Annotated in this window: 23 protein-coding genes; 10 read left to right on the forward strand and 13 right to left on the reverse strand. The window is 63.6% G+C overall.

Annotated features, from left to right (window positions below):
- Positions 1-78 precede the first annotated feature (78 nt).
- Complete coding sequence (locus tag HB675_RS22445; RefSeq protein WP_213881343.1) at positions 79-1,050, forward strand: choline ABC transporter substrate-binding protein; 972 nt, start codon at positions 79-81, stop codon at positions 1,048-1,050.
- Complete coding sequence (locus HB675_RS22450; protein ID WP_275957930.1) at positions 1,047-1,961, forward strand: alpha/beta hydrolase; 915 nt, start codon at positions 1,047-1,049, stop codon at positions 1,959-1,961. Before HB675_RS22445 ends, HB675_RS22450 begins: the two co-directional genes overlap by 4 nt.
- A gap of 11 nt (positions 1,962-1,972) precedes the next feature.
- Here HB675_RS22450 and HB675_RS22455 read toward each other — a convergent pair whose 3' ends face one another.
- From HB675_RS22455 to HB675_RS22470, 4 genes are all read right to left on the reverse strand, one after another.
- Positions 1,973-2,902, reverse strand: a complete 930-nt coding sequence (locus tag HB675_RS22455) for a 2-hydroxyacid dehydrogenase (RefSeq protein WP_213881345.1) — start codon at positions 2,900-2,902, stop codon at positions 1,973-1,975.
- The gene (locus HB675_RS22460; RefSeq protein ID WP_213881346.1) at positions 2,899-4,242 is read right to left on the reverse strand and encodes an MFS transporter; all 1,344 of its coding nucleotides are present in this window, start codon (positions 4,240-4,242) and stop codon (positions 2,899-2,901) included. The genes HB675_RS22455 and HB675_RS22460 overlap by 4 nt, the downstream gene beginning before the upstream one ends.
- 236 nt (positions 4,243-4,478) lie before the next feature.
- Entirely contained in the window at positions 4,479-5,582 is a 1,104-nt protein-coding gene (locus HB675_RS22465; protein ID WP_213881347.1) for a DUF2817 domain-containing protein, read from the reverse strand.
- A gap of 35 nt (positions 5,583-5,617) precedes the next feature.
- Positions 5,618-8,212 (reverse strand): hypothetical protein, encoded by a 2,595-nt coding sequence (locus tag HB675_RS22470; protein WP_213881348.1) that lies wholly within the window; start codon positions 8,210-8,212, stop codon positions 5,618-5,620.
- A 312-nt stretch (positions 8,213-8,524) separates the two neighbouring features.
- Between HB675_RS22470 and HB675_RS22475 the strand changes: the two genes are divergently transcribed.
- The gene (locus HB675_RS22475; protein ID WP_213881349.1) at positions 8,525-9,718 is read left to right on the forward strand and encodes a sugar transporter; all 1,194 of its coding nucleotides are present in this window, start codon (positions 8,525-8,527) and stop codon (positions 9,716-9,718) included.
- A 70-nt stretch (positions 9,719-9,788) separates the two neighbouring features.
- The gene (gene hppD / locus HB675_RS22480; RefSeq protein WP_213881350.1) at positions 9,789-10,871 is read left to right on the forward strand and encodes a 4-hydroxyphenylpyruvate dioxygenase; all 1,083 of its coding nucleotides are present in this window, start codon (positions 9,789-9,791) and stop codon (positions 10,869-10,871) included.
- A gap of 4 nt (positions 10,872-10,875) precedes the next feature.
- Here hppD and HB675_RS22485 read toward each other — a convergent pair whose 3' ends face one another.
- The 4 genes from HB675_RS22485 to HB675_RS22500 form a co-directional block, all read right to left on the reverse strand.
- The gene (locus tag HB675_RS22485) at positions 10,876-11,670 is read right to left on the reverse strand and encodes a CSS-motif domain-containing protein (protein WP_213881351.1); all 795 of its coding nucleotides are present in this window, start codon (positions 11,668-11,670) and stop codon (positions 10,876-10,878) included.
- A 143-nt stretch (positions 11,671-11,813) separates the two neighbouring features.
- Complete coding sequence (locus HB675_RS22490) at positions 11,814-12,692, reverse strand: lysylphosphatidylglycerol synthase domain-containing protein (RefSeq protein WP_213881389.1); 879 nt, start codon at positions 12,690-12,692, stop codon at positions 11,814-11,816.
- 59 nt (positions 12,693-12,751) lie between these two features.
- Positions 12,752-14,020 (reverse strand): cardiolipin synthase ClsB, encoded by a 1,269-nt coding sequence (gene clsB / locus HB675_RS22495; RefSeq protein WP_345945794.1) that lies wholly within the window; start codon positions 14,018-14,020, stop codon positions 12,752-12,754.
- Positions 14,017-14,799 carry an endonuclease/exonuclease/phosphatase family protein gene (locus tag HB675_RS22500; RefSeq protein WP_213881352.1) on the reverse strand — a complete coding sequence of 261 codons (783 nt, stop codon included), beginning with the start codon at positions 14,797-14,799 and terminating at the stop codon, positions 14,017-14,019. The genes clsB and HB675_RS22500 overlap by 4 nt, the downstream gene beginning before the upstream one ends.
- 146 nt (positions 14,800-14,945) lie before the next feature.
- Here HB675_RS22500 and HB675_RS22505 point away from each other — a divergent pair, with 146 nt between their 5' ends.
- Complete coding sequence (locus tag HB675_RS22505; RefSeq protein ID WP_213881391.1) at positions 14,946-15,545, forward strand: flavin reductase family protein; 600 nt, start codon at positions 14,946-14,948, stop codon at positions 15,543-15,545.
- A 57-nt stretch (positions 15,546-15,602) separates the two neighbouring features.
- Here the strand turns inward: HB675_RS22505 and HB675_RS22510 are convergent, their stop codons facing one another.
- The 4 genes from HB675_RS22510 to HB675_RS22525 all read right to left on the reverse strand — a co-directional run bounded on the left by HB675_RS22510 (position 15,603) and on the right by HB675_RS22525 (position 20,242).
- Positions 15,603-16,829 carry a dihydrolipoamide acetyltransferase family protein gene (locus HB675_RS22510; RefSeq protein ID WP_213881353.1) on the reverse strand — a complete coding sequence of 409 codons (1,227 nt, stop codon included), beginning with the start codon at positions 16,827-16,829 and terminating at the stop codon, positions 15,603-15,605.
- Positions 16,830-17,882, reverse strand: coding sequence for an alpha-ketoacid dehydrogenase subunit beta (locus HB675_RS22515; protein WP_213881354.1), 1,053 nt, complete (start codon positions 17,880-17,882; stop codon positions 16,830-16,832).
- Positions 17,879-19,123, reverse strand: coding sequence for a thiamine pyrophosphate-dependent enzyme (locus tag HB675_RS22520; protein WP_213881355.1), 1,245 nt, complete (start codon positions 19,121-19,123; stop codon positions 17,879-17,881). Before HB675_RS22520 ends, HB675_RS22515 begins: the two co-directional genes overlap by 4 nt.
- A 171-nt stretch (positions 19,124-19,294) precedes the next feature.
- The gene (locus HB675_RS22525) at positions 19,295-20,242 is read right to left on the reverse strand and encodes a site-specific integrase (protein ID WP_213881356.1); all 948 of its coding nucleotides are present in this window, start codon (positions 20,240-20,242) and stop codon (positions 19,295-19,297) included.
- Positions 20,243-20,396: 154 nt separating this feature from the next.
- Between HB675_RS22525 and HB675_RS22530 the strand changes: the two genes are divergently transcribed.
- Positions 20,397-20,762, forward strand: a complete 366-nt coding sequence (locus HB675_RS22530) for a GtrA family protein (RefSeq protein WP_213881357.1) — start codon at positions 20,397-20,399, stop codon at positions 20,760-20,762.
- Positions 20,759-21,697, forward strand: a complete 939-nt coding sequence (locus tag HB675_RS22535) for a glycosyltransferase family 2 protein (RefSeq protein WP_213881358.1) — start codon at positions 20,759-20,761, stop codon at positions 21,695-21,697. The genes HB675_RS22530 and HB675_RS22535 overlap by 4 nt, the downstream gene beginning before the upstream one ends.
- 45 nt (positions 21,698-21,742) lie before the next feature.
- On the opposite strand, the gene msrA is transcribed toward HB675_RS22535, so the two are convergent.
- Positions 21,743-22,246, reverse strand: coding sequence for a peptide-methionine (S)-S-oxide reductase MsrA (gene msrA / locus HB675_RS22540; protein WP_213881359.1), 504 nt, complete (start codon positions 22,244-22,246; stop codon positions 21,743-21,745).
- 189 nt (positions 22,247-22,435) lie between these two features.
- Between msrA and HB675_RS22545 the strand changes: the two genes are divergently transcribed.
- The 3 genes from HB675_RS22545 (at position 22,436) to HB675_RS22555 (ending at position 25,897) form a co-directional block, all read left to right on the forward strand.
- Positions 22,436-23,443: a DNA-binding protein gene (locus tag HB675_RS22545; protein ID WP_213881360.1), complete on the forward strand. Its 1,008-nt coding sequence runs from the start codon at positions 22,436-22,438 to the stop codon at positions 23,441-23,443.
- Between the two features lie 148 nt (positions 23,444-23,591).
- A complete protein-coding gene (locus HB675_RS22550) occupies positions 23,592-24,290 on the forward strand; it encodes a response regulator transcription factor (protein WP_256737652.1) in 699 nt (232 codons plus the stop codon).
- A complete protein-coding gene (locus HB675_RS22555) occupies positions 24,287-25,897 on the forward strand; it encodes an ATP-binding protein (protein WP_213881361.1) in 1,611 nt (536 codons plus the stop codon). Before HB675_RS22550 ends, HB675_RS22555 begins: the two co-directional genes overlap by 4 nt.
- The last annotated feature ends 40 nt before the right edge of the window (positions 25,898-25,937 follow it).

Genomic DNA, 25,937 nt, shown 5'->3' on the forward strand with positions numbered 1-25,937 from the left:
CATGGTCGACGTATTTTGCTTACCACGGCGCAACAAGACGCCGCTCATCATAATGACTCTGCCCCACGAGACCCCGCCATGAAAAGACTGACTCAACGTTGTCTGACGCTCGCCCGGCCGCTGTTCGTCGGCGGCCTGCTGACCACCGCTCTGGTCTCCCACGCGGCGCTCGCCGCCGACCCACCGCAATGCCAGACCGTGCGCATGGGTGTGGTCAACTGGACCGATGTGATTGCTACCAGCGGCATGGCGCAGGTGCTGCTCGATGATCTGGGCTATGACACCAAGCAGACCAGCGCCGCCCAGCAGATCATCTTCGCCGGGATCCGCGACAACCGGCTGGACGTGTTCCTCGGCTACTGGAAGCCGGCCATGGACAAGAACATCGAGCCGTTCATCGCCGCCAGGCAAGTGTCCGTGATGAGCCCACCCAGCCTGAACGACGCCCAGGCGACCTTGGCCGTGCCGCAGTACGTGGCGGATGCCGGGCTGAAAACCTTTGCCGATATTGCCAAATTCAAGGACAAGCTGGGGGGCAAGATCTATGGCATCGAGTCGGGCAGCGGGGCCAATGCCACGATCCAGAAAATGATCGACACCAATCAATTCGGCCTGGGCGGGTTCAAGCTGGTGGAGTCTGGCGAGGCCGGGATGCTGGCGGCGGTGCAGCGAGCCACCACCCGTAAAGAGTTCGTGGTATTCGTGGGCTGGAAGCCGCACCCGATGAACATCAACATGAAGATGGCCTACCTGACCGGCAGCGAAGACGTGTATGGCCCTAATGAAGGGGCTGCCACGGTGTCTTTCGTCACCGCGCCGGATTATGCCCAGCGCTGCCCGAACGTGGACCAGTTGCTGAAGAACTTGACCTTCACCTCGGCCCAGGAGAGCGCGTTGATGGTGCCGATCATGGAGCGCAAGACCCCTGAAGAGGTGGCGCGCAAATGGCTCAAGGAACATCCTCAGGATCTACAGCGTTGGCTGGCCGGGGTGACCACGTTCGACGGCAAGGACGGGATCAAGGCGGTGCAGGTGGCGTCCAATCCTTGAGTGATTATCCGCTGTCAGCGGCCATGGCGGGCTTTGTCGAGAAGACCCGCGCCTATGCCTGTGCCGACGAGGCGATTGATGCTCAACGCTTCGCTTACCGGCGCATGTGCGCGGCATTCACGCCGCCGCGTTCCGCGTCTCTTGAGGTGCTTGACCGCATCATCGCGCAGGTGCCAGTGCGCCGCTACCGTCCCAAGGGGCTGGCGCCGACCTCCGGCTGGGGCTGGTTGTTGTACCTGCATGGCGGTGGCTGGGTGGTGGGCGATCTGGACTCCCATGACTTCATCTGCGCCGAGTTGGCCGTCGCCCTCCAGGTCACCGTGGTGGCCGTCGATTATCGGCTCGCACCGGAACACCCTTTCCCGGCCGCGCTCCAGGATTGCCTGGCGGTCTGGCAGGGCCTGATCGATCAGCCGGCGGGCTGGCAACTGGCAGCGCGGCCGGGAACGGTCATGGGCGACAGTGCCGGGGGCAATCTGGCGGCGGCGTTGTGCCTGGCGCTGCGGGACACAGGGCGACCCGTGCCCGCCGCGCAAGTATTGATCTATCCGGGGCTGGGTGGCAGCGAGAATGGCGCTTCACGCCGTGAGTGCCGCTATGCACCGCTGCTCGGCGCACAAGAGGTGCAGGTGTATCAGCAGTTGTATGTACCGGCAACCGCTCGGACTAATCCGCTGGCGCTGCCGTTGCTGGCCGGAGATTTTTCGCGTTTACCGCCGGCGTTTGTCGCCGTGGCGCAGTTCGATCCGTTGCGTGATGACGGCGTCGAATACCATCGACGGTTGCTGGCCGCCGGGGTCGTGAGCGAATTGTACTGGGGCGAGGGATTGGTCCATGGTTGTCTGCGAGGGCGGCATCAGGTGCCGGAGGTGGATGCGCTTTATGCTGCGCTGTTGGATTTCTGGTCATGAGACCCTCCTGATCAATCTGGCACGGGTGTGGGCAAGGGGGTGCCTTCGGCCCATGCGGCCAGATTTGCCAGCACCAGATTGGACATTGCCCGCCGGGTGCTCCAGGTGCCGCTGGCCGAGTGCGGCGCCAGCAGTACGTTGTCCAGCTCCAGCAGGCCGGGATGGGGCCGGGGTTCGTTCTCGAAGACATCCAGGGCCGCGCCGGCCAGCCGGCCTTCAGCCAAGGCCTGCGCGAGGGCGGCTTCGTCAACCACGCTGCCGCGCCCGACATTGATCAGATAACCCTCCTTGCCCAGCGCCGCCAGCACCTCGGCATCCACCAGGTGATGGGTACTGGCACCACCGCCGACCGCCACCACCAAAAAATCCACCGCGGTCGCCAGTTCCAGCACACTGGGGTAGTACGGCCAGGCGACGTCCTGCGGTTGGCGCCCGGTGTAGGCAATGGTCATCTCGAACCCGGCGGCGCGGCGGGCAATGGCCGAGCCGATGCGACCCAGGCCGATGATACCCAGGCGCGCACCGCTGACCTTACGGGTGAACGGGAAGGGGCCGTCGACCCAGGCCCCGGAGCGGGCAAAACGATCGGCCACGCGGGTATTGCGGGCGATACCCAAGAGCAGGGTCATGGCGAAATCGGCGACGTCATCGGTGAGCACGTCGGGGGTGTGGGTCACCGAGATACCGCGCTCGCGCGCGGCAGCCACATCGACACCGTCATAGCCCACGCCGAACACCACAATGACTTCCAGCGCCGGGAGGCGCGCGATCAATTCGCGGCGCACGGTGGACTCGCCGTTGGCTACCAAGGCCCGGATATCGGCGGTCGCCGGACTCAGGTCACGGCCATCCTCGGCGGCGTCGATCACCGTGTAGCGGGCGTGCAATTGTTCATCGAGCATGGCCGGCAGACGGGCAATTTTCAGAATCCTGGATTTCATTGCGACCTCGCGGTGGCCGTGGCGCTGCCCGGCGGTGGTGACTGAACGGGAACCTGGCGGGGCGCATGGCCCAGATAGACGCCCAGCACGCCCCCGGCCAGCAGCGCCCCGGCCACCAGCAGCAGGGCATAGTCGTAGCTCTGGGTAGCGTCCTTGATCCAACCCATCACCGGCGGCAGGCCCAGCCCGGCAATGTTGGCGATGGAATTGATCAAGGCAATGGAGGCCGCTGCCGCAGCGCCCGACAGGTACTCGGTGGTGGTCGCCCAAAACACCGGGGTGGCGGCCCAGTTCAAACCGACCGCCACCACCAGCAGGCCGTAGGCCAGCCATGAATTGCTCGAAGCCACCGCCAGCGCCAGCAGCACCCCGGCCAACATCAGCGGCACGCCCATGTGCCGGCCTCGCTCGCGCTTGTGGTCGGAATGGCGGCCGTTGAAGAACATGAACACGCACGCGAACAGGAACGGCAAGGCCGACAGCACGCTGACGGTAAACGACGCCTGCCCGGACACCGACTTGACGATCAGTGGCAGGAACAGGGTGATGCCGATGGTGCCGAACGCCTGTAACAGCCAGAACAATGCCAGTAGCCAGACCTGGCGACTGCGAAAGGCGCTTTGCCAGCCGGCGTGACGGGAAATCGGGCTGCTGGCCTGCTCGGCGGCAAGGGTGCGACTCAACCACTGTTTCTGATCGTCTTGCAACCAATGGGTGCGGTCGGGGGTTTCCGGCAGGTAGCGCAGCACGACAATGCCCAGCACTACCGCCGGGATGCCTTCGAGCAGGAACAGCCAGCGCCAGCCACTGACACCCCAGTGGCCGTCCAGGTGCAGGAAGGCGCCCGACAGTGGCAGGCCGATGACCGACGCCAGCGCCGCACCGATATAGAAGAACGACATGGCCTTGGCCCGATCACTGCGGGGAAACCACTGTGACAAGTAATAAATAATCCCCGGGGTGAACCCGGCTTCGGCCGCCCCCAACAGCAGGCGCATGCCATACAGCTGGTTGGCACTCTGTACCAGGCTCATGCCGGCGGCGACCAGACCCCAAGTGATCATGATCCGAGCAATCCAGCGCCGCGCACCGACCCGGGTCAGGACCAGGCTGCTGGGCACTTCCAGGAGAATGTAGGTGAGGAAGAACAGGCCGACACCGATGCCGTACATCCGCGCGGTGAGTCCCAGTTCTGCATTCATCTGCAGAGCGGCCACGGAGATGTTGGACTTGTCGATATAGGCGACCATGTACAACAGCATCAGAAACGGTATCAACTTGAGGTTGAGGCGTTTCAAGGTGCTGGCGTGCAGACCGGCATCCACGCTGGGATGGATCATGTGAACCTCTCTTTTTATGTGCTTATGGCGAGATGGTTTGCGGCGATGTGTGCTGAGAACCACGGTAGAGTAGATGTAACGATCTTTCAATATATGATTTACCCATCCACAATATGGGATTTATTGGGCCTAATGGACTCGACGGCAGATACGCCTTGATCACACCGTTTTCCAGCCGTGCAAACATGGCGCAAAAGCCGAGCGGGCTTGCGATGCAGGCATCGCGGTCCAGGCTTTTAAACCGAAGCCAACCCTGCCAACCCACGCTCGAAGATCTGCCACGTGCGCAGCGCAGCAACCGCCCGCCATTCCGGGTCGGCGGGATAGAACTGTTCCAGCAGCGCTCGCTTTATTCCGGCCCCGGTGGCACCCAGTGGATCACCGTGCAGGTGCAGCCAATGGTCGTCGCGCAGCACCTGATGAATCTGCGCACCCGGGTAGGTGCCGCATTCGATGACCAGAGGCATCAGCCGCACCTCAGGCAGGGCATCCAGCAGAGCCTGAGAGGTATAGCCGGTGGCGGTGGCGGCGACCCCGGTTTCACTGTGCTGATCCTGGCCGGTGATCAGCGTGTAGAGCCAGGGTCCGAACAGCCGCTGCGCGGCGGGCAGCGCCGGATAGGCGGCCTGGACGATGGTCAGCAACATGGGATGCCCGTATTCACCGGCACCGGTGTGCAGATCGAAGGTCATTACCACCTTCGCCTGGGCCAGGTGTGTGTCGGCGATGGTGTGCAGGGTCTGGTTGGACCAGCTGGCGCGTTGACCACCGAAGAACAGCCCGTCGGCATGGCGGTATTGCCCAGCCTCGACAATCGCCATGACCCCTTGCCACCCCAGCTCGGCAATGCGTGCATCGAGCCGGTCATCGGCCTCTTGCCGTAGCGGGCCGGCGAGCTGGGTGCAGGTGTAGATCGCGTGGATGTCATCGTAGGCGGTGTTGTTTGGCAACGGACGATTGAAGTCCAGGTAGTTGCGGTTCAGATCGAGGTTGTCTTCGTTGACCCGGCGCTGCCAGGCCGTGCCCCACGGATTGATCAAGTGCACCATGACGATGGCAGTGTCGGCAGGCAACTCACGACCGGCCAGCTCGCCGAGCCATGCGGTCTGGCTGTCGGAACCGTAATAGCCTTCGATGCCGTGGGTGCCGCTCAACGCCACCAGCAGCCGGCTGGCGTTCGCATCGCCCAGGACCGCGACATCGGTGCAGAGTGCTTCGCCAAACGGCCCCGGCAGCGGGTGAGGGTAACGGTGCAATGTGGCACCGGCGGCGTGCGCCGCCGCCAGGAAACGCGCACGTTGCGCGCCGAAGGATGGCGCCGGGGGGAAGAAGCTCGACATGGGGGCCTCGCGAATAGGTGGGCAAGGCGCCCATCCTACCGTCCCTGTGGTGGTGCCGTCTGCCCATCCAACCCCAGGTACCGCCATAGGGCCAGATTGCCCTCGTTGCTGCCAAAAATTGCCTGTCCGGCGTGCAGGCCCAACTGCCGGTAACTCTCGAACTGCGCCTCGTCGAAGAACTGATCCACGGTGGACTGGTTGGGAAAGGTCGGGTTGTCCCGGGCGTAGTTCATTACATCGGGCGCCAGCCCCGCCGTGATCCTTGGTTTGATCAGCAGAATCCGGCAAATCGGTGCGCCGCCGGCCTCGGCGGGCTGATGAGCCGCGTAGGCATTGAGCAGCAGGGCGCACTGGCCGTTGTCAGGCGATGCCGGCGCGGCAAAGCTCTCGATGCTGCCAAACAGTCCGCGCAATGACTCGATGCTCTGAACCCCCAGGTCCTCGCGGATTTCCAGGCTGTGGTCAATACGCGCCAGACGCACCAGGTTGGCCAGGTCGTCGAAGCGATAGTCCGGATCGCAGCCGCAATCGGCGATCACCACCAATGCCAGGTCCCGGCCGGGACGCACCAGCTCGTAGGCCGCCGTGTTTTCGAAGTGCCCGCCATCGGAGAGGTATTGATAGTTGCGTCGATGGCCATGGAAATGCGCGGTCAGCTCGTAGAACAGGTAGGTCTGGGCCGGCAGCAGGCGCGCGAGCCACGGCTCGCGCGGCGCCCAGTCGGGGCGGCCGGGTTCGCTGAAATTGCTCGGCCACCAATAGCCCAGACGCACGTTGGCCAGGCCCAGCACCAGCGAAAAGCCCAGGCTTGTGGTGCGCCCCAGCCCGGTGCTGAAGGCGGCGCCCGAGACGCCCACCCATTGGCCCAGGGACAGGTCATGGTCCATCTCGGTGGGACGGCCGCGATGGGGGCCGCGCGCATAAGGCAGGCCGTCGAGGATGAAGCTTTCGCTCGGCGTGGCGTTACCGCTGGGGTACCAGTTGGGGGCCAGGCACAGCGGCTTGCCTTTGCGATCGCGCTGTACCAATTGCTCGGCCGGATCGACGGTCAGATTCATGGTCACGTTGATCAGGTGCAAGGGGCCGGCTGTACGCGTGCCATAAAACTGGGCCAGGCTCAGGTCGTCGCTGGCCAGCGGCTCGGCGACGCTCATGGAGCGACGACGCTGGCCGGCATCGCCGTCGAAACGCTGGCCGTTGGAGGCGCCCAGATAGGCGCGGGTCAGGCGCGACGCATAGAAGCTCTGCAGCGAGGAACTGTTGAGAAAACCGCTGAACTGGCCGGTGATCAGCGTCGCGATCCCGGCGAACAGTGCCAGCCCGGACAAACGCAGCCAGGCGCCTGGCGCTGCGCCGAGGGCGCCACCGTCCGCCGCCACCCACCAGGTCACGAGGGCCCAGACCAGGCAAGTCACCAGCGCCATGACCGTGCCTGCAATCAACCCGAGAATGTCCAGCGGCAGCTTGTGGGCCCAGGCGGGCAGTTGCTTTTCATCCTGGAGCAGGGCCAGCTTGCGCACGATCCACACCAGTACGGCCAGCCCTCCGGCGCCGGTGCCGGCGACAGATACCGATAGCCAGTCATAAAGGGTTCTGGAGAGGGACACCATCAGGACCAGACTGGCCGCAATCACCAAAGTGATCATGGCATGGCTCAAGTGCCGGGTGATCACCACACGATAATTGCGTACGGTATTGCCTTGCAGCGGCTGCCCCGGCCGGCGCAGGGTGGCCGTCACCCATGCCGCGGTGACCAGTGCGGCCGCAGCGACCGCCGCACCGGCGCCGCACAGCAGCGCCAGTGACCGGTTGCTCAGGCACTCGGCCGCGACACTGCACGCCAGCAACACCAAGGCGCCGACCAAGGCATAATTGAAGGCGGGATTGTTCAGCTTCGGCGGGTCGTCGAGGCTGCGCGGCCCGACAATCAACCAGTAGCCGAGGGCGCAGGGCAGGGCGTAACCCAGCAAGGCCAGTAGCGGCAACAGGTAAAAACGAGCCCCCAACGCAATGTCCAGAGTCACCAGCACCGCCAACACGGCCAGCAAGGGCAGGCCGATCACCATGTGCAGGGCCATCCAGTTGCGCCAGGTCATGGCGGCGGCATAGAACATGTCGCCGGAACCGGTGGGGGTCAGGTAGCGACCGTTTTCCCGCAGCCATGCAGAAGGTGCCATGCCTGGGGGCTCGGTGAAATAGTCGATGCCGGTGCTGATGCGCCCAGGGGGCTCGAAGCGAAGCGCTTCATAGGCGTCCCTGGCTGCCTGCCGGGCCAGGGCACGGGCCTGTTCGGTCTCGCTTTCGCCAGCAAGCACGCCGCGCAGACGCCCAGGGATGAACAGGCTGGAGAAGAAGCTGCCGATGTAGCCGCCACCACTGACCGTCGACAGATAGTCGAAGCGGGCCAGCAGGCCTTCCTGCGCCGAATCGGGCAGCGGCTCGCCGGGGGCCGGCGCGCGGGCCATTGATTGCAGCACCCCCAGACAGAACGTGGCGCTGCGGATGCCGCCGCCGGACAACGCCAGGCCCCATGGCCTGCCGGCCGGCAGGCCGAGAATCTTGCGGCGCTGTTCGATGCGCGAGCGTTCGGCGGCGTATTGAGCCAAAGCGGGATCAATGGGACGTTCCATGACACGTTCTCCTGAAGTCAGCCATCGGAGCGTAGCGGCCGGCCAGAAGCGTGTCCAAAGGGAGGCCTTGCATCCGGTCAGGGTGCGACCAAATGGCACTCGCACGGCAGTTGTAGAACAACTGACCCCGGCATATAATTGGCGCCATCTGTTGGCTTGCCCATACCCACAATAATTCTCCTTGCTGAAAGCTCCGTCTGGTCATGTATCCAGTCGGGGCTTCTGTTCGTGGAAATTTCAAGTGGGACCGGTTTCAGGCAACCTTCCGACAACGCCCCTTTATTCATTGACTCGAGCGCCCGACAGCCCTAAATGAACACCACCCTGAATGCCCAGTCCGGAAGTTGGTTGAGCGTTATCGCGTTGGCCCTGGCGGCCTTTATCTTCAACACCACCGAGTTTGTCCCGGTCGGGCTGCTGAGCCAGATCGGCGGCAGCTTCCAGATGTCCACCGCCCAGGTCGGACTGATGCTCACGGTGTACGCCTGGGTGGTTTCGCTGCTGTCCCTGCCGATGATGCTGCTGACGCGCAACATCGAGCGGCGCAAGCTGCTGGTCTTTGTGTTCGGCATGTTCATCGTCAGCCACATCGTCTCGGGCATGGCGCCCAGCTTTGCCGTGCTGCTGCTGAGCCGGATCGGCATCGCCGTCGCCCATGCGGTGTTCTGGTCGATTACCGCGTCCCTGGCGGTCCGGGTAGCACCCGCCGGGAAGCAGGTCCAGGCGCTGGGCCTGCTGGCCACCGGCACCTCGCTGGCCATGGTCCTCGGCATTCCGTTGGGCCGTGTGGTGGGTGAAGCGCTGGGCTGGCGCACCACCTTCCTGTGCATTGCCGGCGTTTCGGTGGTGACCGTGCTGGTGCTCGCGCGGACCTTGCCTTTGCTGCCCAGCCAGAACTCCGGTTCGCTGCGCAGCCTGCCGGTTCTGTTCAAACGCCCGGCATTGATGTCCTTGTACGCCCTGACTGCGCTGGTCATCACCGCGCAGTTCACCGCCTACAGCTACATCGAACCCTTTGCGCAGTACGTGGCCCACCTCGATGGCCAGATGACCACGTTGCTCCTGCTGCTGTTCGGCGGCGCCGGGGTACTCGGCTCGGTGGTGTTCAGCCTCTACAACAACCGCTTCCCCAACGGCTTGCTGATTGCAGCGATCACCGCCCTGGCCCTGTGCCTGATGCTGCTGCTGCCGCTGTCACGGGAAGTTTCGTGGCTCGGCACCCTGAGCGTGGTCTGGGGCATGGGCATCATGTGCTTCGGCCTGGTGATGCAATCCAAGGTGCTGGCCTTGGCGCCCGATGCCACCGACGTGGCGATGTCGCTGCACTCCGGCATCTATAACATCGGCATCGGCGGCGGCGCGCTGCTGGGCAGCGTGGTCAGCCTGCGCATGGGTGTGGCCAACGTCGGTAACGTCGGCGGTTTGCTGGCAGTGGCCGGCCTGTTGCTGTGCTGCGTGGCCACTTACCGCTTCAGCCGCCCGACCAGCGCCCACGTCGACGCATAAGCCACACGCGACAAAACCCGCGCCTCGCTCTAGAGTCATTTCAGACCTATAAAAAAGCGAGCGCGGGATCATGACCGAGACCTCCGACAACCCCATGGGCCTCATGGGGTTTGAATTCATCGAGTTCGCTGCCCCGGTTCCGGGGACCCTGGAGCCGATCTTCGAGCTCATGGGCTTCACCCGAATCGCCAGCCATCGGTCCAAGGACGTGCACCTTTATCGACAGGGCGCCATCAACCTGATTCTGAACAATCAGCCCCACAGCCTCGCCTCCTGGTTTGCCGCCGAACATGGGCCGTCGGTCTGTGGCATGGCCTTTCGCGTGTTCAATGCCCAGCAAGCCTACAGCCGCGCCCTGGAACTGGGGGCGCAGCCGGTGGAAATCCCCACGGGCCCCATGGAATTGCGCTTGCCGGCGATCAAGGGCATCGGTGGCGCACCGTTGTACCTGATCGACCGCCACGGCGAAGGCAGTGCTATCTACGACATCGACTTCAATTACCTGGAGGGGGTCGAACGTCACCCGTCGGGGGCCGGGCTCAAGGTCGTGGACCACCTGACCCACAACGTGTATCGCGGCCGCATGGCCTACTGGGCGGGTTTCTACGAGAGGCTGTTCAACTTTCGCGAGGCGCGTTATTTCGACATCAAGGGCGAATACACTGGGTTGACCTCCAAGGCCATGTCGGCACCCGATGGTCTGATTCGCATCCCGCTCAACGAAGAATCGTCCAAGGGCGCGGGGCAGATCGAGGAGTTCTTGATGCAGTTCAACGGGGAGGGCATTCAGCATGTGGCTTTTCTCACCGATGACCTGATCAAGACCTGGGATGCCCTCAAGGCCTTGGGCCTGCCGTTCATGACGGCACCGCCGGACACGTATTACGAAATGCTGGAAGGGCGCCTGCCCGGCCATGGCGAGCCGGTGGCCGAGTTGCAGGCGCGGGGGATCTTGCTGGATGGCGCTACCTACGGCGAAGATCACCGCCTGTTGCTACAGATTTTTTCCCAGACCCTGATGGGGCCGGTGTTTTTCGAGTTCATCCAGCGCAAAGGTGATGACGGCTTCGGGGAAGGCAACTTCAAGGCGCTGTTTGAATCCATCGAGCGCGATCAGGTCCGGCGCGGGGTGCTGCACGTCGCCTCGTCCTGACCGATCAGCCGCGGCGGCCGCGGTAGATCCAAGTAAAGACAATACCACCTACCACAATACCGACCATCAACAGGCTGCCGATGATCGAGGTCAGGCCTCGAGCATGCTGGTTCTGGATCTCGTCGGCAGAGACCCCGCCGACGATGCGGTAGTCATGACGCTCCGACAGTCGCACCCGGCGCAATGGCAGACCCTCGGACGGGTCGTTGTCCAAGACCCTGCCGCTCTCGTCCAGCAGTGTGTCACCGACCCCCATAAGGACATGCACCTCTTCGCCGGACCTGCGCAGCGGCTTGGCAAGGGGTTCTGCATGCACCGTCAGGTTGACGGAGTAGGGTACATGACCAACGCTGTAGAGCAGCGAGCTGGCCGTCGGGGTCAGTCGGTCAGTGGTCTGCAAGAGCAACCGTCCCGAGCGTGGCAGCTCCAGCTGCAGCATGTGGGTAGAACGGCCGAAAAAGCTGCCGCACACATGGCGATCACCGCGGGCAATGAAGACCGAGCGAAGATAGGCGTGAAGTGTCGCCACCTGCTGCAGCGCCACAATGACCGGCGCGTTGCAGTCCTGGGTGGCAAAAGGGCTGACAGTCGGCAGTACTGCCGTGACCTGATCCAGTATCTCGTCGATATCATCTATGGCCCTCTGCACGGCTTCGTCGATCCGGTTGATCAGGGACCGCTCCAGGACACTGCGATGCAGGGCGTACCCGGCGCACACGGGTGCTGCTGCGCTGATGAGGCCCAATGCGAGCGCAATCAGCCAGCGTGGCAGGGTGAGGGTGAGGCGGGTGTCAATCATGGCAGGCGTTCCGGGTTGCGCGCGCAATCCCGGGGTGGAACCGCCACACCGCAGGAGAATAAGGCCCGGGCCTGCCGTATGCGTTAGGTCAAACCCGTCTATGCGGGTGGGAAAAAACCGCGCAGGCACCGCGGAGCCGCGGCTTATGAAGAGGCCTGCACGCGGGCTGCGCGCTTTTCCAGCAGCAGGTAGATCAGCGCCGCCACAGCCAGGGGAATCAGGAAGTACAGGGCCCGATAAGCAATCAACGCCGCCAACAGTGTGCCCCGGGAATACGCGCCCTGCAGCAAGGCGACAAAGATCGCTTCCAGCACGCCCAGACCGGCCGGTATGTGAGCCACCACCCCGGCAATACTGCTGATCAGCAGGATCGCCAGCACTGTCGCAAAGCCTGCCTTGGCGGGCAGCAGCACGAAGATCAGCGTGGCCATCAGGCTCCAGTTCAGCGCCCCGAGGCCAGCCTGCAAGAGCGCCATGCGCCACGATGGCAGATCGATCTGCTGGCCGCGGATCTGCCAGCAGCGGCGGTGGCTGAAGGCGCAGGCCAAAAGGTAGAACAGCCCTGCAAAAATCATCGCCAGGCCAATGAGCCGCAGGCCCGCCGTACCGAGTTTCACGCTGTCGGGCAGCGCCGGCAGGCCCATGGCGAAGACCGTGCCGGCCACGAGCAGGTAACCGAGCCAATTGGTGACCAGCCCCAGGCTCAGGATGCGCGTGATAGTCGGCCCGTCCAGCCCCAGTTTTCCGTACAGGCGGTAGCGCAGGGCGATCCCGCCTACCCAGGAACTCAAGTTCAGGTTGAAGGCATAACACACGACTGCCAATGGCAGCACTTGGGTCGCTGGCAGGCCATGGCGGGTGTACTGGCGAGACACCAGGTCGTAACTGGCAAACACCCCGTAACTGGCGATGGCGATGGCACCTCCCAGCATCAAGGTGCTGGCCTTGTAACTGCGCAGACCGTGCAGCACTTCCTGCCAATCCATGTGGCGAAACAGCAGGAACAGAAACACCGGCACCATCACGAAAAACAGCAGGTTGACCCCGCTTCGCGCCCAGATCCAACGGCTCGGACGCGGGCTCACGGGGTTTCTTCTTCTTTGAGTTGCAGCCCGGCCGGCGTGCAGGCTGGCTGCACATCCAGCAACGGCTTGAGCCTGGGCGAGTGGGCCGGGATAAAACCGACCCAGGCCGGAAAGTGGCGCAGGAAGTGGAAGGTCACGAAGATCAACGGCGCACGCCACCAATAGCCCCGCAGCGCAGTCTGCTGGCTGATGGCCGTGCAGCTGTGGCTGGCCAGCCCATGGAGGTGTTGATACAGGCGCTCATTGAATGCAGCATCGCGAATGACCAGATTGGCTTCCAGGTTCAGCGACAGACTCAGCGGGTCGAGGTTGCTCGACCCCACCGTGGCCCAGTCCCGGTCGACAATGGCGACCTTGCCGTGCAGTGGCCGGTCGCAGTATTCATGGATCTGCACGCCGTCGCGCAACAGGTAGTTGTAGAGCAGCCGCGAACACAGCCTCACCAGCGGCATGTCCGGCATGCCTTGCAAAATCAGGGTGATCTTGACCCCACGCCGCGCCGCATCGCGCAGGGCACGCAGCAGCCGATACCCAGGGAAGAAATAGGCGTTGGCAATGATCACCCGTTCCCGGGCGTTCTCCAGCGCCTGCAAATAGTGTTGTTCGATGTCACGGGTGTGTTCCTGGTTGTCACGGATACTCAGCAACACCCGGGCCTGGGCGCTGTCGGCATCAATGGGCTCGGCGCGGCTACGCCAGGGGGCTCGGGGACGGGGCAGGGAGCTGGACTCATCGAGCAGCGCCAGGGTGGCCCGGTGCAGGTCGCCAACGATCGGCCCGATGACCTTCACGGCGTAGTCCTGCTTGGCCATGGCACCGAAGCTGGCCAGGTGGTCAGCGCTGTAGTTGATGCCGCCGACGTAGCCCACTTCGCCGTCGATCACGACGACTTTGCGGTGCAGGCGGCGAAACAGGTTGGTGCGCATCCCCAAGAACCTGGGTTGCGGGTCGAACGCCTGGACGTGGACCCCGGCGTTCACCAGATGACGCAGGAACGGCATGCTCAGGTCGGCGGTGCCATAGCCGTCCACCAGCATCTCCACCCGTACCCCGCGGCGCGCGGCGGCTACCAGCACCGCCTGCAACTGACGACCCACCTCATCTTCGAAGACGATGAAGGTTTCCAGCAGCACTTCTTCCCGGGCCCGGCCAATGGCCTCGAAGACACTGGGGAAGAAGTCCTCGCCGTTAATCAGCAGTTGCACCTGATTGCCCTCACGCCACTGTTCGGTAAACGGCAGCGCATCGCGGCTGGCCGCGCTCACAGGTGCACCTCCACGGCGAGCGGCACATGGTCGGACAGATGGGACCACGGCTTGCGTGACAAGGCCCGGGGGGCCGTGGCGGTGGCGTTGCGCAGGTAGATCCGGTCCAGGCACAGCAGTGGCCAGCGCGCCGGGAAGCTGCGGGCCGGCTTGCCGAACGCAGCGCTGAACACCTCCTCCAGGCCGCAGCGCGCCATCAGCCCGTCTGCCCGCTGACGCCAGTCGTTGAAATCCCCTGCGACGATCACCGGCACATCGCCGGGCAGGCTGTCGACCAATTCGCCCAGCAGGCCCAACTGCTGGCGCCGATGGTGCTCGCGCAGGCCCAGGTGGGCGCAGACCGTATGCACTTCGGGTTGGCCCGGCACCGCCAGCACCGAGTGCAGCAGGCCACGCTGTTCGGTACCGTGCACCGACACGTCAAGGTTTTCATGGCGGATGATCGGAAACTTGGACAGCAGCGCATTACCGTGATCACCTTCCGGGTACACCGCATTGCGCCCATAGGCAAACTCCGGCCACATGCTGTCGGCGAGAAACTCGTACTGGGGCACATCTGACCAGTTGGGATAGCGCCGGCCGTGCTGGAGGTGTGCCCCGAGCACTTCCTGGAGAAACACCACGTCCGCCTCGAGGGTGCGTACCGCATCGCGCAACTCGGGCAACACGAAACGCCGGTTCAACGGGCTGAAGCCCTTGTGGGTGTTGACCGTCAATATCCGCAGCATGTGAACCGCAGGCGCCTGCTCGGGCAGTGGCCGAAGGTTTGACGTGGTCATGGGCAGTTCCTGGTGGCGACATAAACGGGCCATCATCAGGCCTTTAGTTTCCGACCCGGTCCAGAGCAGGGAGGTTCCACTGGCCATAACGGGTAGAATCAAACGAACCCTTGAACATGCCAACCCTTCAGCGGACCACGCCTGACATGACCGAACATCACCGCCGCCCCGTCCCCCTCGCCAAATGCTACCGCCTGATCACCCACGGCCCGACCATCCTGGTCAGCGCCAGCCACGAGGGCCAACGGGACATCATGGCCGCCGCCTGGAACATGGGCGTCGACTTCGATCCACCCAAGATCTCTGTGGTGCTGGACAAAGCCTCCTGGACCCGCCGCCTGCTCGAAGCCAGCGGCACCTTCGTGGTGCAGGTACCCAGCCTTGCACAAGTGAACATCGTCCAGACAGTCGGCAACACCTCGGGCCAGCAGTTGAGCGAAGAGCAGGGCACCGACAAGTTCAGCCGTTACGACCTGAAGACCTTCGCCGGTGAACAGCTCGATGCGCCCTTGCTGGAAGGGTGCGTGGCATGGCTGGAATGCAAGCTGCTGGTGGACGCAAACAATCAGAACGAACACGACCTGTTTCTCGCCGAGGTGATCAGCGCCCAGGCGGATGACCGGGTGTTCAAGGACGGCCACTGGGATTTCACCGGCCACGATCAACTGCGCACCCTGCACCATGTCGCCGGTGGGCACTATCTGGTGATCGGGGAGGCGGTGCAGGGTGTCGAAATAGAGGTGTGACCCCACGGCGCCATGCTCTACGGGAGCATGGCCGGCCGCCTGAACGTTTGCCGCGCATCAATCCAGAAACAACATCGCCGGCTGCTCCAGCAGCCCGCGCACCGCTTGAATGAACCGAGCCGCATCCATGCCGTCCACCACCCGGTGATCGAACGAACTGCTCAGGTTCATCATGCTGCGCACCACGATCTGGCCGTTGACCACCACGGGCCGCTCGACGATACGGTTCACGCCGATGATAGCCACTTCCGGGCGGTTGATCACCGGCGTCGAGGCGATGCCGCCCAATGCGCCCAGGCTGGTGAGGGTGATGGTCGAGCCGTTGAGCTCGTCGCGCCTCGCGGTGCCGTTGCGGGCTGCCTCGGCCAGCCTGACGATCTCGGCGGCATTGGCCCACAGGTCGCCCCGGTGCGCATCGCGCAGCACCGGTACCATCAGGCCGGTGTCACTTTGGGTCGCAATACCCACATGCACGGCGTGGTGACGAGTGATCATCTGTGCCTGATCGTCATAGTGGGCGTTGAGTTGCGGGAACTCGCGCAAGGCCACCACCAGCGCGCGCACCAGCAGCGGCAACAAAGTCAGGCGCCCGCGCGATTCGGTCCATTTGTTGTTCAAGTGACGGCGTAGCGCTTCGAGCGCCGTGACGTCGATCTCCTCCACGTAACTGAAGTGGGCGACCGTGCGCGTGGCATCCTGCATGCGCTGGGCAATCTGGCGGCGCAGGCCGATGACCGGGATCTGCTCTGGTTCGGCGCTGTCGTGGCCCACGTTCAACGAGGCAGGGGCCGAGCGCTGAAGAAACTGTTCAAGGTCGTCCTGAGTCACCCGTCCCTGGCGGCCGGTGCCGGTCACGAAGCGCAGTTCGATGCCCGCATCCCAGGCTCGTTTGCGGACTGCCGGTGCAGCCAGGGGGCGGCGTACGGAAGAGGACGGCGCCGGGGTTGCCGTGGGCTCCGCCACGGGCTGCATGACCACGGGCGCCGCTGCGGAGGTCGGTCGCGGCGACGCGGGAGCGGCGCTTGCAGCGGCCTCGCCCTCTGCGTCCAGTTCGATGCAGATCAGCTCTGCGCCTACCGCCATCACTTCCCCGGGCGCAGCGCCCAGGGAAATCACCGTGCCCGCCACCGCACTGGGAATCTCCACGGTGGCCTTGTCGGTCATGACATCGGCGAGGATCTGATCCTCACCCACCCGGTCGCCCACCTTGACGAACCATTCCACCAGCTCGACCTGCGCAATGCCCTCGCCGATGTCCGGCATTCTGATCACATGGGTACCCATTCAAACCTCCATGACGCGAACAAGTGCCGCGCCTACTCGCGCCGGTCCGGGGAAATAAGCCCATTCCTGGGCATGGGGGTAGGGCGTGTCCCAGCCGGTGACACGCTCGATGGGCGCCTCCAGAGCGTGAAAGCAGTGCTCCTGCATCAGCGCCACCAGCTCCGCGCCGAAGCCGCAGGTCAAGGTGGCTTCGTGCAAGACCACGCAGCGACCGGTCTTGTGCACCGAATTGACCAAGGTCTCCAGGTCCAATGGCCACAGGCTGCGCAAATCGATGACTTCGGCATCGATTTGCGTTTCAGCGGCTGCCGCCAGGGCCACGTGCACCGTGGTGCCATAGGTCAGCACCGTGACCTCGCGGCCGGGACGGACAATGGCGGCGCTGTCCAGCGGGACCCGGTAATAGCCTTCGGGGACCACACTGGCGGGGTGCTGAGCCCAGGGGGTCACGGGGCGTTGGTGATGACCATCGAACGGGCCGTTGTACAGGCGCTTGGGTTCGAGAAAGATCACGGGGTCGTCGTTTTCGATGGCACTGATCAACAGGCCCTTGGCGTCGTAGGGATTGGACGGCATCACCGTGCGCAAGCCGCAGACCTGGGTGAAAATCGCTTCCGGGCTCTGGCTGTGGGTCTGGCCACCATAGATCCCGCCGCCGCAAGGCATGCGCACGGTGATGGGGGCGCTGAAGTCACCGGCCGAGCGATGACGCAGCCGCGCCGCTTCGGACGCCAGTTGGTCGTAGGCTGGGTAGACGTAGTCGGCAAACTGGATTTCCGCCACCGGGCGCAGGCCGTAGGCACCCATGCCCACCGCGACGCCGACGATGCCGCTTTCGGAAATGGGCGTATCGAACACCCGTGAACGGCCGTATTTGGCCTGCAGGCCTTCGGTGCAGCGAAACACGCCGCCGAAGTAGCCGATGTCTTCGCCAAAGGCCACGACGTCGGGATCACGCTCGAGCATCACGTCCATGGCCGAGCGAATGGCCTGGACCATGGTCATGATGGCTGTTCGGGTCTGAGTCACAGCGGGATCGTGTGGCATGTTCATGGCTTCAGCCCTCCCATCTGCCGCCGCTGCGTGTGCAGGTGCGCCGGCATCTCCTTGTAGACGTCTTCGAAAATGGACGCTGCGCTGGCCACTTGGCCGCTGACCAGTGTGCCGTACTGCTCGGCTTCCTTCTGTGCCGCCATGATCTGTCCCTCGATCTCGCTCGACAGCTGGCTGTGCCGCTCCTCGGACCACTGATCAGTGGCAATGAGGTGCTGTTTGAGCCGGGTAATCGGATCGCCCAAGGGGAAATGGGCCCAGTCGTCTGCCGGACGATACTTGGACGGATCATCGGAGCTCGAGTGCGGCCCGGCGCGGTAGGTGACCCATTCGATCAAGGTCGGACCGAAATTGCGTCGAGCCCGCTCTGCCGCCCAACGTGAGGCGGCGTAGACGGCCAGAAAGTCATTGCCGTCCACCCGTAGCGAGGCGATCCCGCACCCCACGCCCCGCCCCGCGAACGTGGTCGCCTCGCCGCCGGCGATGCCCTGAAAGCTGGAGATGGCCCACTGATTGTTCACCACGTTGAGGATCACCGGCGCCCGGTAGACATGGGCGAAGGTCAGGGCCGTGTGAAAATCCGACTCGGCGGTGGAGCCGTCGCCGATCCAGCCGGATGCGATGCGCGTATCGCCCTTGATCGCCGACGCCATGGCCCAGCCGACTGCCTGGACGAATTGGGTGGCCAGGTTTCCGGAAATACTGAAAAAGCCCATTGCCTTGGAGGAATACATGACAGGCAGCTGGCGGCCCTTCAGCGGATCACGCTCGTTGGACAGCAACTGGCAGATCATTTCCACCAGCGGCAGCTGGCGCGCAAACAAAATGCTCTGCTGGCGGTAGGTAGGGAAGCACATGTCCGTGCGGTTCAGGGCCAGCGCATGGGCGCTACCGATGGCCTCTTCGCCGAGGCTTTGCATGTAGAAGGACATCTTCTTCTGGCGCTGGGCCGTTACCATGCGGCTGTCGAACAGTCGCGTGGTCAGCATCGCCCGCAGCCCATCATGGAGCAGCTGCGGCGGGATGTTGTCGGCCCATGGCCCCTGGGCGTGACCCTCGGCATCCAGCACGCGAACAAGGCTGTCGGCCAGATCGGCTGTCGCGGCCGGTGCGACGTCGATGGCCGGCTTGCGCACGGCACCGGCGTCGCTGAGGTGCAGGTAGGAAAAGTCGGTGGTACAGCCCGGCCGACCGGAGGGCTCGGGGACATGGAGCTGGAGCGGAGCGTAGTCGTCGTTCACCTGTGCATCACCCTGATTTGTTGTTATGGGTAATGGGCTGTCGCTGCGCTCTTACGCAGCAGACCCTGTGCTAATGCTAGCGAGGGCAAGAAGGAAGGTCTTCGCTCTATGGCGGCCAAAGCGGACGCCCGATGAATGATTCATGCACAAAACGCCGCCGCTGCGGTTGAATCATTCCGTGCTCAGGAGAGCGGGCAGAGCGCCGGCTGCAAGCTGGCCGAACGCCATGGCCGGGTCGATGTAGCGCATGGCGGACTTCAGGTCCTTCCAGCCGACGTAGCTCATCAGCGATTTGACATCCCATCCATTGGCCGTGGCCCACGTGGCAAAGCCTCGTCGCAACGAGTGGCTCGACCACCCCTGGGCCGGCAGCCCGGCGTCCTCGAAGAGGCGTCGCAGCAAGGGCGCCAGGCTGTTGCTGTGCAGGCCGCTGTCGCTCAGGTGACCCCAGCGGTCCAGCTTGCGCAACAGCGGCCCACGGACCAGCCCGGACACGCTGAGCCATTGCTGGTACGCCTGCACCGGGCACAACCGCTTGAGGGCCGGCACCCGGTACTGGGTACCCATGTGCTGACGATCGCCCTTGCTGTGGGGCAGGTACAGGGTCATCCCGGTCCCTGCCTCGACCTGGACGTGTTCGATGCGCAACCGCGCCAGCTCATCGGCGCGAAAACCGCGCCAGAAGCCGATCAACAGCAGCGCCAGATCACGTCGGGCTCGCATCAGCCCGGTCAGGTCGTGTCTGGCACTGGCCACTGCAGCCTGGCGCTCAAGGTGATCGACGCACGTCTGCAACTGGGTGATCAGTAGCGGCGCCGCCTGTTTTTCCTGGGTCGGGTGCAGGCTGCGTATGCCCTTGAGCACCTGACGCACCACCGGGGCCTTGGTCGGGTCGGCAAAACCCTGAGTGATGTGCCATTGGGCCAGTGCGGCAAGGCGTTGCTTGAGGGTATTGATCGAGTGCTGTTCGGCGTGATCGGCCAGGTAGCGGGCAATGCTGTCGGCGGTGGCAGGCAGAAAGCCGCCCCACTTGACCTCGAAGTGTTCGACCGCCGCACGGTAGCTGCGTCGGGTGTTTTCCCGGGTGCCCGCCTGGAGGTAGCGGTCGACGGCGCTCATGGGCGATCAGGCCTGCTGGAAGAAGAAGTGCGCAGTATACCCGGCTGACCTTTTCCTGCCGCCACCGCAATACATTTCGTACAGTGACACAAGCCTACGTATACTACGCCCGGGCATTGATGCCCGGACCGATCATGCATTGCGGGCTTTTTTCATGTTTAAACTTTTCGCCAAATACACCACCGTGGGCGTGCTGAACACCGGCCTGCACTGGCTGGTGTTTTCGATGCTGCACTTTGCCGGCGGCGTGGATCAGGCACGCAGCAACCTGGCCGCCTTTTGCGTGGCCGCCACTTTCTCCTTCTATGTCAATGCGCGCTACACCTTCAAGGCCAGCGCCACCGGGCTGCGCTATGTGCTGTTTATCGGCTTCATGGGCCTGTGCAGCTGGCTGGTGGGCTATGTCGGCGACGAGATGCAGTTGCACGCGCTGGTCACGTTGGTGGCTTTTTCCGCCATCAGCCTGATCGTGGGTTTCGGTTATTCTTCTTTCGTTGTCTTCAGGACCCGCAGAACATGAACATTTCCCTGATAGTGCCGCTGTTCAACGAGGCGCTGACCATCGAGCTGTTCTACAAGGCGGTGCGCTCGGAACCGAGCCTGGCCGAGCATCAAGTGGAGATCGTCTTCATCAACGATGGCAGCGTGGACGCCAGCGGCGCCATCCTGCGGCGTCTGGCCGAGCAGGACGAACACGTGGTGGTCGTCACCTTCTCGCGTAATTTCGGCAAGGAGCCCGCTTTGTTTGCGGGGCTGGACTACGCCACCGGCGACGCCATGATCCCCATGGATGTCGACCTTCAGGACCCGGTGGACGTCTTGCCGCGCTTGATTGCCGCCTGGCAGGAAGGCGCCGAAGTGGTGCTGGCCAAGCGCTTCGACCGCTCCGCCGACGGCTTGGCCAAGCGCGGCTTTGCCGCCATGTTCTACTACCTGCATAACCGCATTGCCTCCACCAAGATCGAAGCGAATGTGGGCGACTTTCGCCTGATGGACCGCAAGGTGGTCGAGGCCATCAAGACCTTGCCCGAGCACGTGCTGTTCATGAAGGGCGTGCTGTCCTGGGTCGGATTCAATACCGTCATCATCGGCTACGAGCGCGCCGCACGTTCGGCGGGCTCCAGCAAGTTCAACGCCTGGAAGCTGTGGAACCTGGCGCTGGAAGGCATCACCTCGTTCAGCACCGTGCCGTTGCGCCTGTGGAGTTACCTGGGCGGGATGGTGTCGCTGGGTTCGCTGGTCTACGCGGGAGTCACTGTGGTGGACAAGTGGCTGTACGGCAACAAGGTGCCGGGCTATCCATCACTGATGACCGCCATCCTGTTCCTGGGTGGCGTGCAGTTGATCGGCATTGGTGTGCTGGGAGAGTACATCGGCCGAATCTACATGGAGTCCAAGCAGCGGCCGCGCTATGTGGTCAAGGAAATCCTCAAGCATCGGCCGCCGCAGGTTTGAACGGCCACATCCCGTCGGTAGCGGCGCTGTCGACGGGGCATTGACTCAGCGCGACGGCAGCTTCCAGCCCTTGCGCACAAAATGGCAGGTGTAGCCGTTGGGTATCCGCTCCAGATAATCCTGGTGCTCGGGCTCCGCCTGCCAGAACGCTCCCGCCGGCTCCACCTCGGTGACCACTTCACCCGGCCACAAGTCGGAGGCATCGACATCGTCGATGGTCTTCTCGGCCACCTCCCGCTGTTCCTCACTCAAATAATAGATCGCTGACCGATAGCTCAGGCCGATGTCATTGCCCTGACGATTTTTCGTGCTCGGGTCGTGGATCTGGAAGAAGAACTCGAGGATCTGCCGATAGCTGATCTTCTGCGGGTCAAACACGATCTCGATGGCTTCGGCGTGGGTGCCGTGGTTGCGATAGGTGGCGTTGGCCACGTCGCCGCCGGTGTAGCCCACTCGCGACGAGATCACGCCGGGATAGCGCCGCAGCAGATCCTGCATGCCCCAGAAGCAGCCGCCAGCAAGGAGGGCGGTTTCGGTGTGGCTGGTCATTCGATACCTCATGCGTCAATGGGCGAGTCAATGGAGTGTATAGGGGCGATTCAGAGCAATTACAAGCGATCACATTCGATAACGCTCCATTATCACAGTATACAAACTTCTGATTATTGATTGGATTATTGCCATTCTGTACGTAATAGTACATGCTACGTAGCACAGTACGTTATTGATGGAGAGCCCATGGCTCGTGCAGGAATCAACAAGGCCGTAGTCAGCGCTGCGCGCCAGGCCGTCATTGCCCGTGGTGACAATCCCACCATCGATGCCGTTCGCATCGAGATGGGCAACACCGGCTCCAAGACCACCATTCATCGCTACCTCAAGGAGCTGGAGGCCCGCGCCGCCACGCAAGCGGTGGTTGCGCCGTCCCTCAGTGAAGAACTGACGCACCTGGTGAGCCATCTGGCGGACCGCCTGCGCGAGGAGGGAGCCACACAGGTGGCCGAGGCTCGCGCGGTGTTCGATGAGGCGCTGGCGGCGGCCGCCCAAGACCTCGAGCAGACTCGCCAGCGCCTGGCGCAATTGGAACAGGCCCATGGCATCCAGACCGCGGCGCTGCAAGCCGAAGCGGCCGAGCGCGTGGCCTGCAGCGCCGCCCTGCAGACTGAACAGACCCGTGGTGCGCGCCTGAACCAGGCCTGCGACGACCTGCAGACCCGCCTCAAAGACAAGGACGAGCACATCGCTTCGCTGGAGGAAAAACACCGGCACGCCCGCGATGCGCTGGAGCACTACCGACAATCGGTCAAGGAGCAACGAGAGCAGGAGTTGCGCCGGCATGAATCGCAATTGCAGCAGCTGCAAGGTGAAGTGCGGCAGCTGCAGCAGAGCCTGCAGGTTCGCCAGCAGGAGGCCACGGTGCTCAACCGCGATAACGAACGCCTGTTGGCGGAGAATCGTCAGGCCATCACCCAGGGCCAGGAAAGGCAGCAAGAGATCGCCGAGCAGACCCGGCAGCTGAGCGCCGCCGCGCAATCGCTGGCCAAGGTCGAAGGCGGGCGTGACGAGTTGTGGCGGCAACTGGGCGAGGTGCGCGCGCGCCTGGATGAGGCGTTGGCCCGTGAATACCAGCATCGCCGGTCCATCGATCAGCTTGAAACTGCCTTGGCCGAGTTGCACGCTCGCGAAGCCGCGCAGCGGCCCGCCGCTGAACCACTGATGGAGAAGGGTCCGGCAGAGGAGGGGTGACTGACGGCTGCGAAAAGTCCTACGACGCCTGTAACAAAAGTCTCACGACTCTCGGAAATTTCCGATTTCTAACTGTGAGTCCTGTTTTTAGAGTGAGCGCCATTGCAAGGCCGCCTGGCCTGGCCTCTTCCTACAGGACTCCTTGACCATGCTGATGCCCATCCAATCGCCATTCGAGGCCATGCTGCTCGACGACCATGCGTTCATTCTCGACGGCATTTCCATGACCCTGGCGGCCCACTCGGACATTCGTGTGGTCGGCCGCTTCACCACCACCCAGGCGTTGTTCGGGGCGCTGCGCGACCATGTTCCTGATGTGGTGCTGATGGACTACTGCCTGCAGCCTGGCGAGATTGATGGCTTGAATCTGGTGCGCGCCTTGCGCATTCGCCACCCAAGGGCGCGTGTGCTGGTGATCTCTGCACAGCACACGCCGGCCACGGTAGGTCTGGCATTGCGTTGCGGTGCGGCGGGTTTCATCGGCAAGGAGCTCGACCCGGTGGAGTTGCCGGATGCCCTGCGCAAGGTGGCCAGCGGCGAGATCTACGTCCATCCGTCGGTGGCTTCGCGCCTGGCCGAAGGGCATCTCGAACTGGCGGAGAGCGAACTGAGCTACCCGTCGAGCCCGTTTCTCAAGCCCGGGGTGACCGCCGCCACCCTGACGGTGCGCGAACACGAAGTGCTGCGCTGCTGCCTGGATGGCTTCTCGGTGACCGACATCGCGGCAAAGTTTTCCCGCAGCGTGAAGACCATCAGCGCCCAGAAGCAATCGGCGTTTCGCAAGCTGGGCGTGCGCAACAACAATGAGCTGTTCAAGATCCGTACCCACCTGGATGAATGGAAATGATCCGCCGCGCAGGGGGGCTGGCGCTGTTTGCCGCAGGCACCGAGGTGGCCGTGGCCAGCGAACCGGCGGCAGCCCCGACTTGGGCCATCGTATATGCCCACTACAAGATCGAGCTGATGCTGGTGTTGATCATTCTCAGCCTGGCGGTCTTGCTGGCCCGTCGCACGTGGCGCCTCAAGCAATTGGCGGAGCGTCGCGAGGCCGACAAGTCGCGATTTCTGGCGGTCATGAGTCACGAGATCCGCACGCCGATGAACGCCATCATGACCTCCATCGAGTTGCTCGGGCGCACAGAACTCGACGGGCGCCAGCGAGAGCTGATGGGCATCGCTCAAGGGGCGGGCAGCAGCCTCTTGCAGTTGCTCGACGGGGTGCTGGAAACCGAGCGTCTGGGTAACGCTGCGGTGCAGCTGCAATCGGAGGCGACGGATATCACCCGCCTGGTAATGGAAGCGGTGGACGTCCATCGCCTGGGCGCTCAGGCCAAGGGCCTGGACATCCGGGTCGAGGTGGCCAGCCCTGTGGATCAAGCCCTATGGGTCGACGGCACACGCCTGCGCCAGGTACTCGGCAACCTGCTCTCCAATGCCGTCAAGTTCACCGACACAGGCAGCATTCGCGTACACCTAGCCGTCGAGCCTGACGGTGAGGGCACTGTGAGCCTGGGCGTCAGCGTACGCGACAGCGGCATCGGGATTGCTCCGTTGCGTCAATCGGCATTATTCCAGCCTTTTGTCCAGGCCGATGCCTCAACCACCCGGCATTACGGAGGCACCGGGCTGGGCCTGGCCATCTGCAAACAGCTGATCACCTTGATGGGCGGCCGCATCACGCTGGAGAGCGTCGAGGGAGAGGGCACTCAGGTCTCATTGCACGTGTCGCAGGTCGGCACCCGGCCACTGTCGGCCGATGAGGGTGTGCGTCCTGAGCTGCTGCACGCCCGCCCAGGCGCCACGGTATTAGTGGTCGACGACATGCCGCTCAATCGCACGGTCGTCCGTCTGCAACTGGAAGAATTGGGCTATCGCTGTCTGGCAGTCGGCAGCGGCGAGCAGGCCTTGCAAGCTCGCGGCGCCGAGCCCTGGAGCGCCGTACTGATGGATTGCTACCTGCCGAACATGGACGGCTACGAAGTGGTCCGCCGTTGGCGCGACCGTGAGGGCGACGCGGGCCGGCGAGTACCGATCATTGCCATCTCCGCCGCGACCGACGAACAGCACCGGCGCCGCTGCATGGACAGTGGCTTTGACGCGGTGCTGAGCAAACCACTGGACCTGCGCGAGCTGAGCCAGTGCCTGGCGCGCCTCGGCCCCACTGCCGAAGGTCAGGCCGACCCCGCCGACCCCAGGCGAGAACTCTGGCAATTGTTCACGGCCAGCTGTGAGGAAGACTGTACCCAGCTGGCCGCGGCGATACTGGCCCAAGACCGTGTTCAGTCCATTCATCATGCCCATCGTCTGCATGGCTCGGCGCTGGTCATGCAGCAAACCGCGCTGGCCCGTGAGTCTGGTGCCTTCGAGCAGCAATTGCGTGACGGCCTGGCGTGGGAGGCGGCCACCCGGCACCTGGGCGAACTGCATGAGCGTATTGCGACACTGGCAAGATGATTGTATACAAAGTAATGGACAATAATCTGACCTAATGGAT

Source organism: Pseudomonas sp. dw_358 (genome assembly GCF_018449655.1).
Lineage (GTDB): Bacteria > Pseudomonadota > Gammaproteobacteria > Pseudomonadales > Pseudomonadaceae > Aquipseudomonas.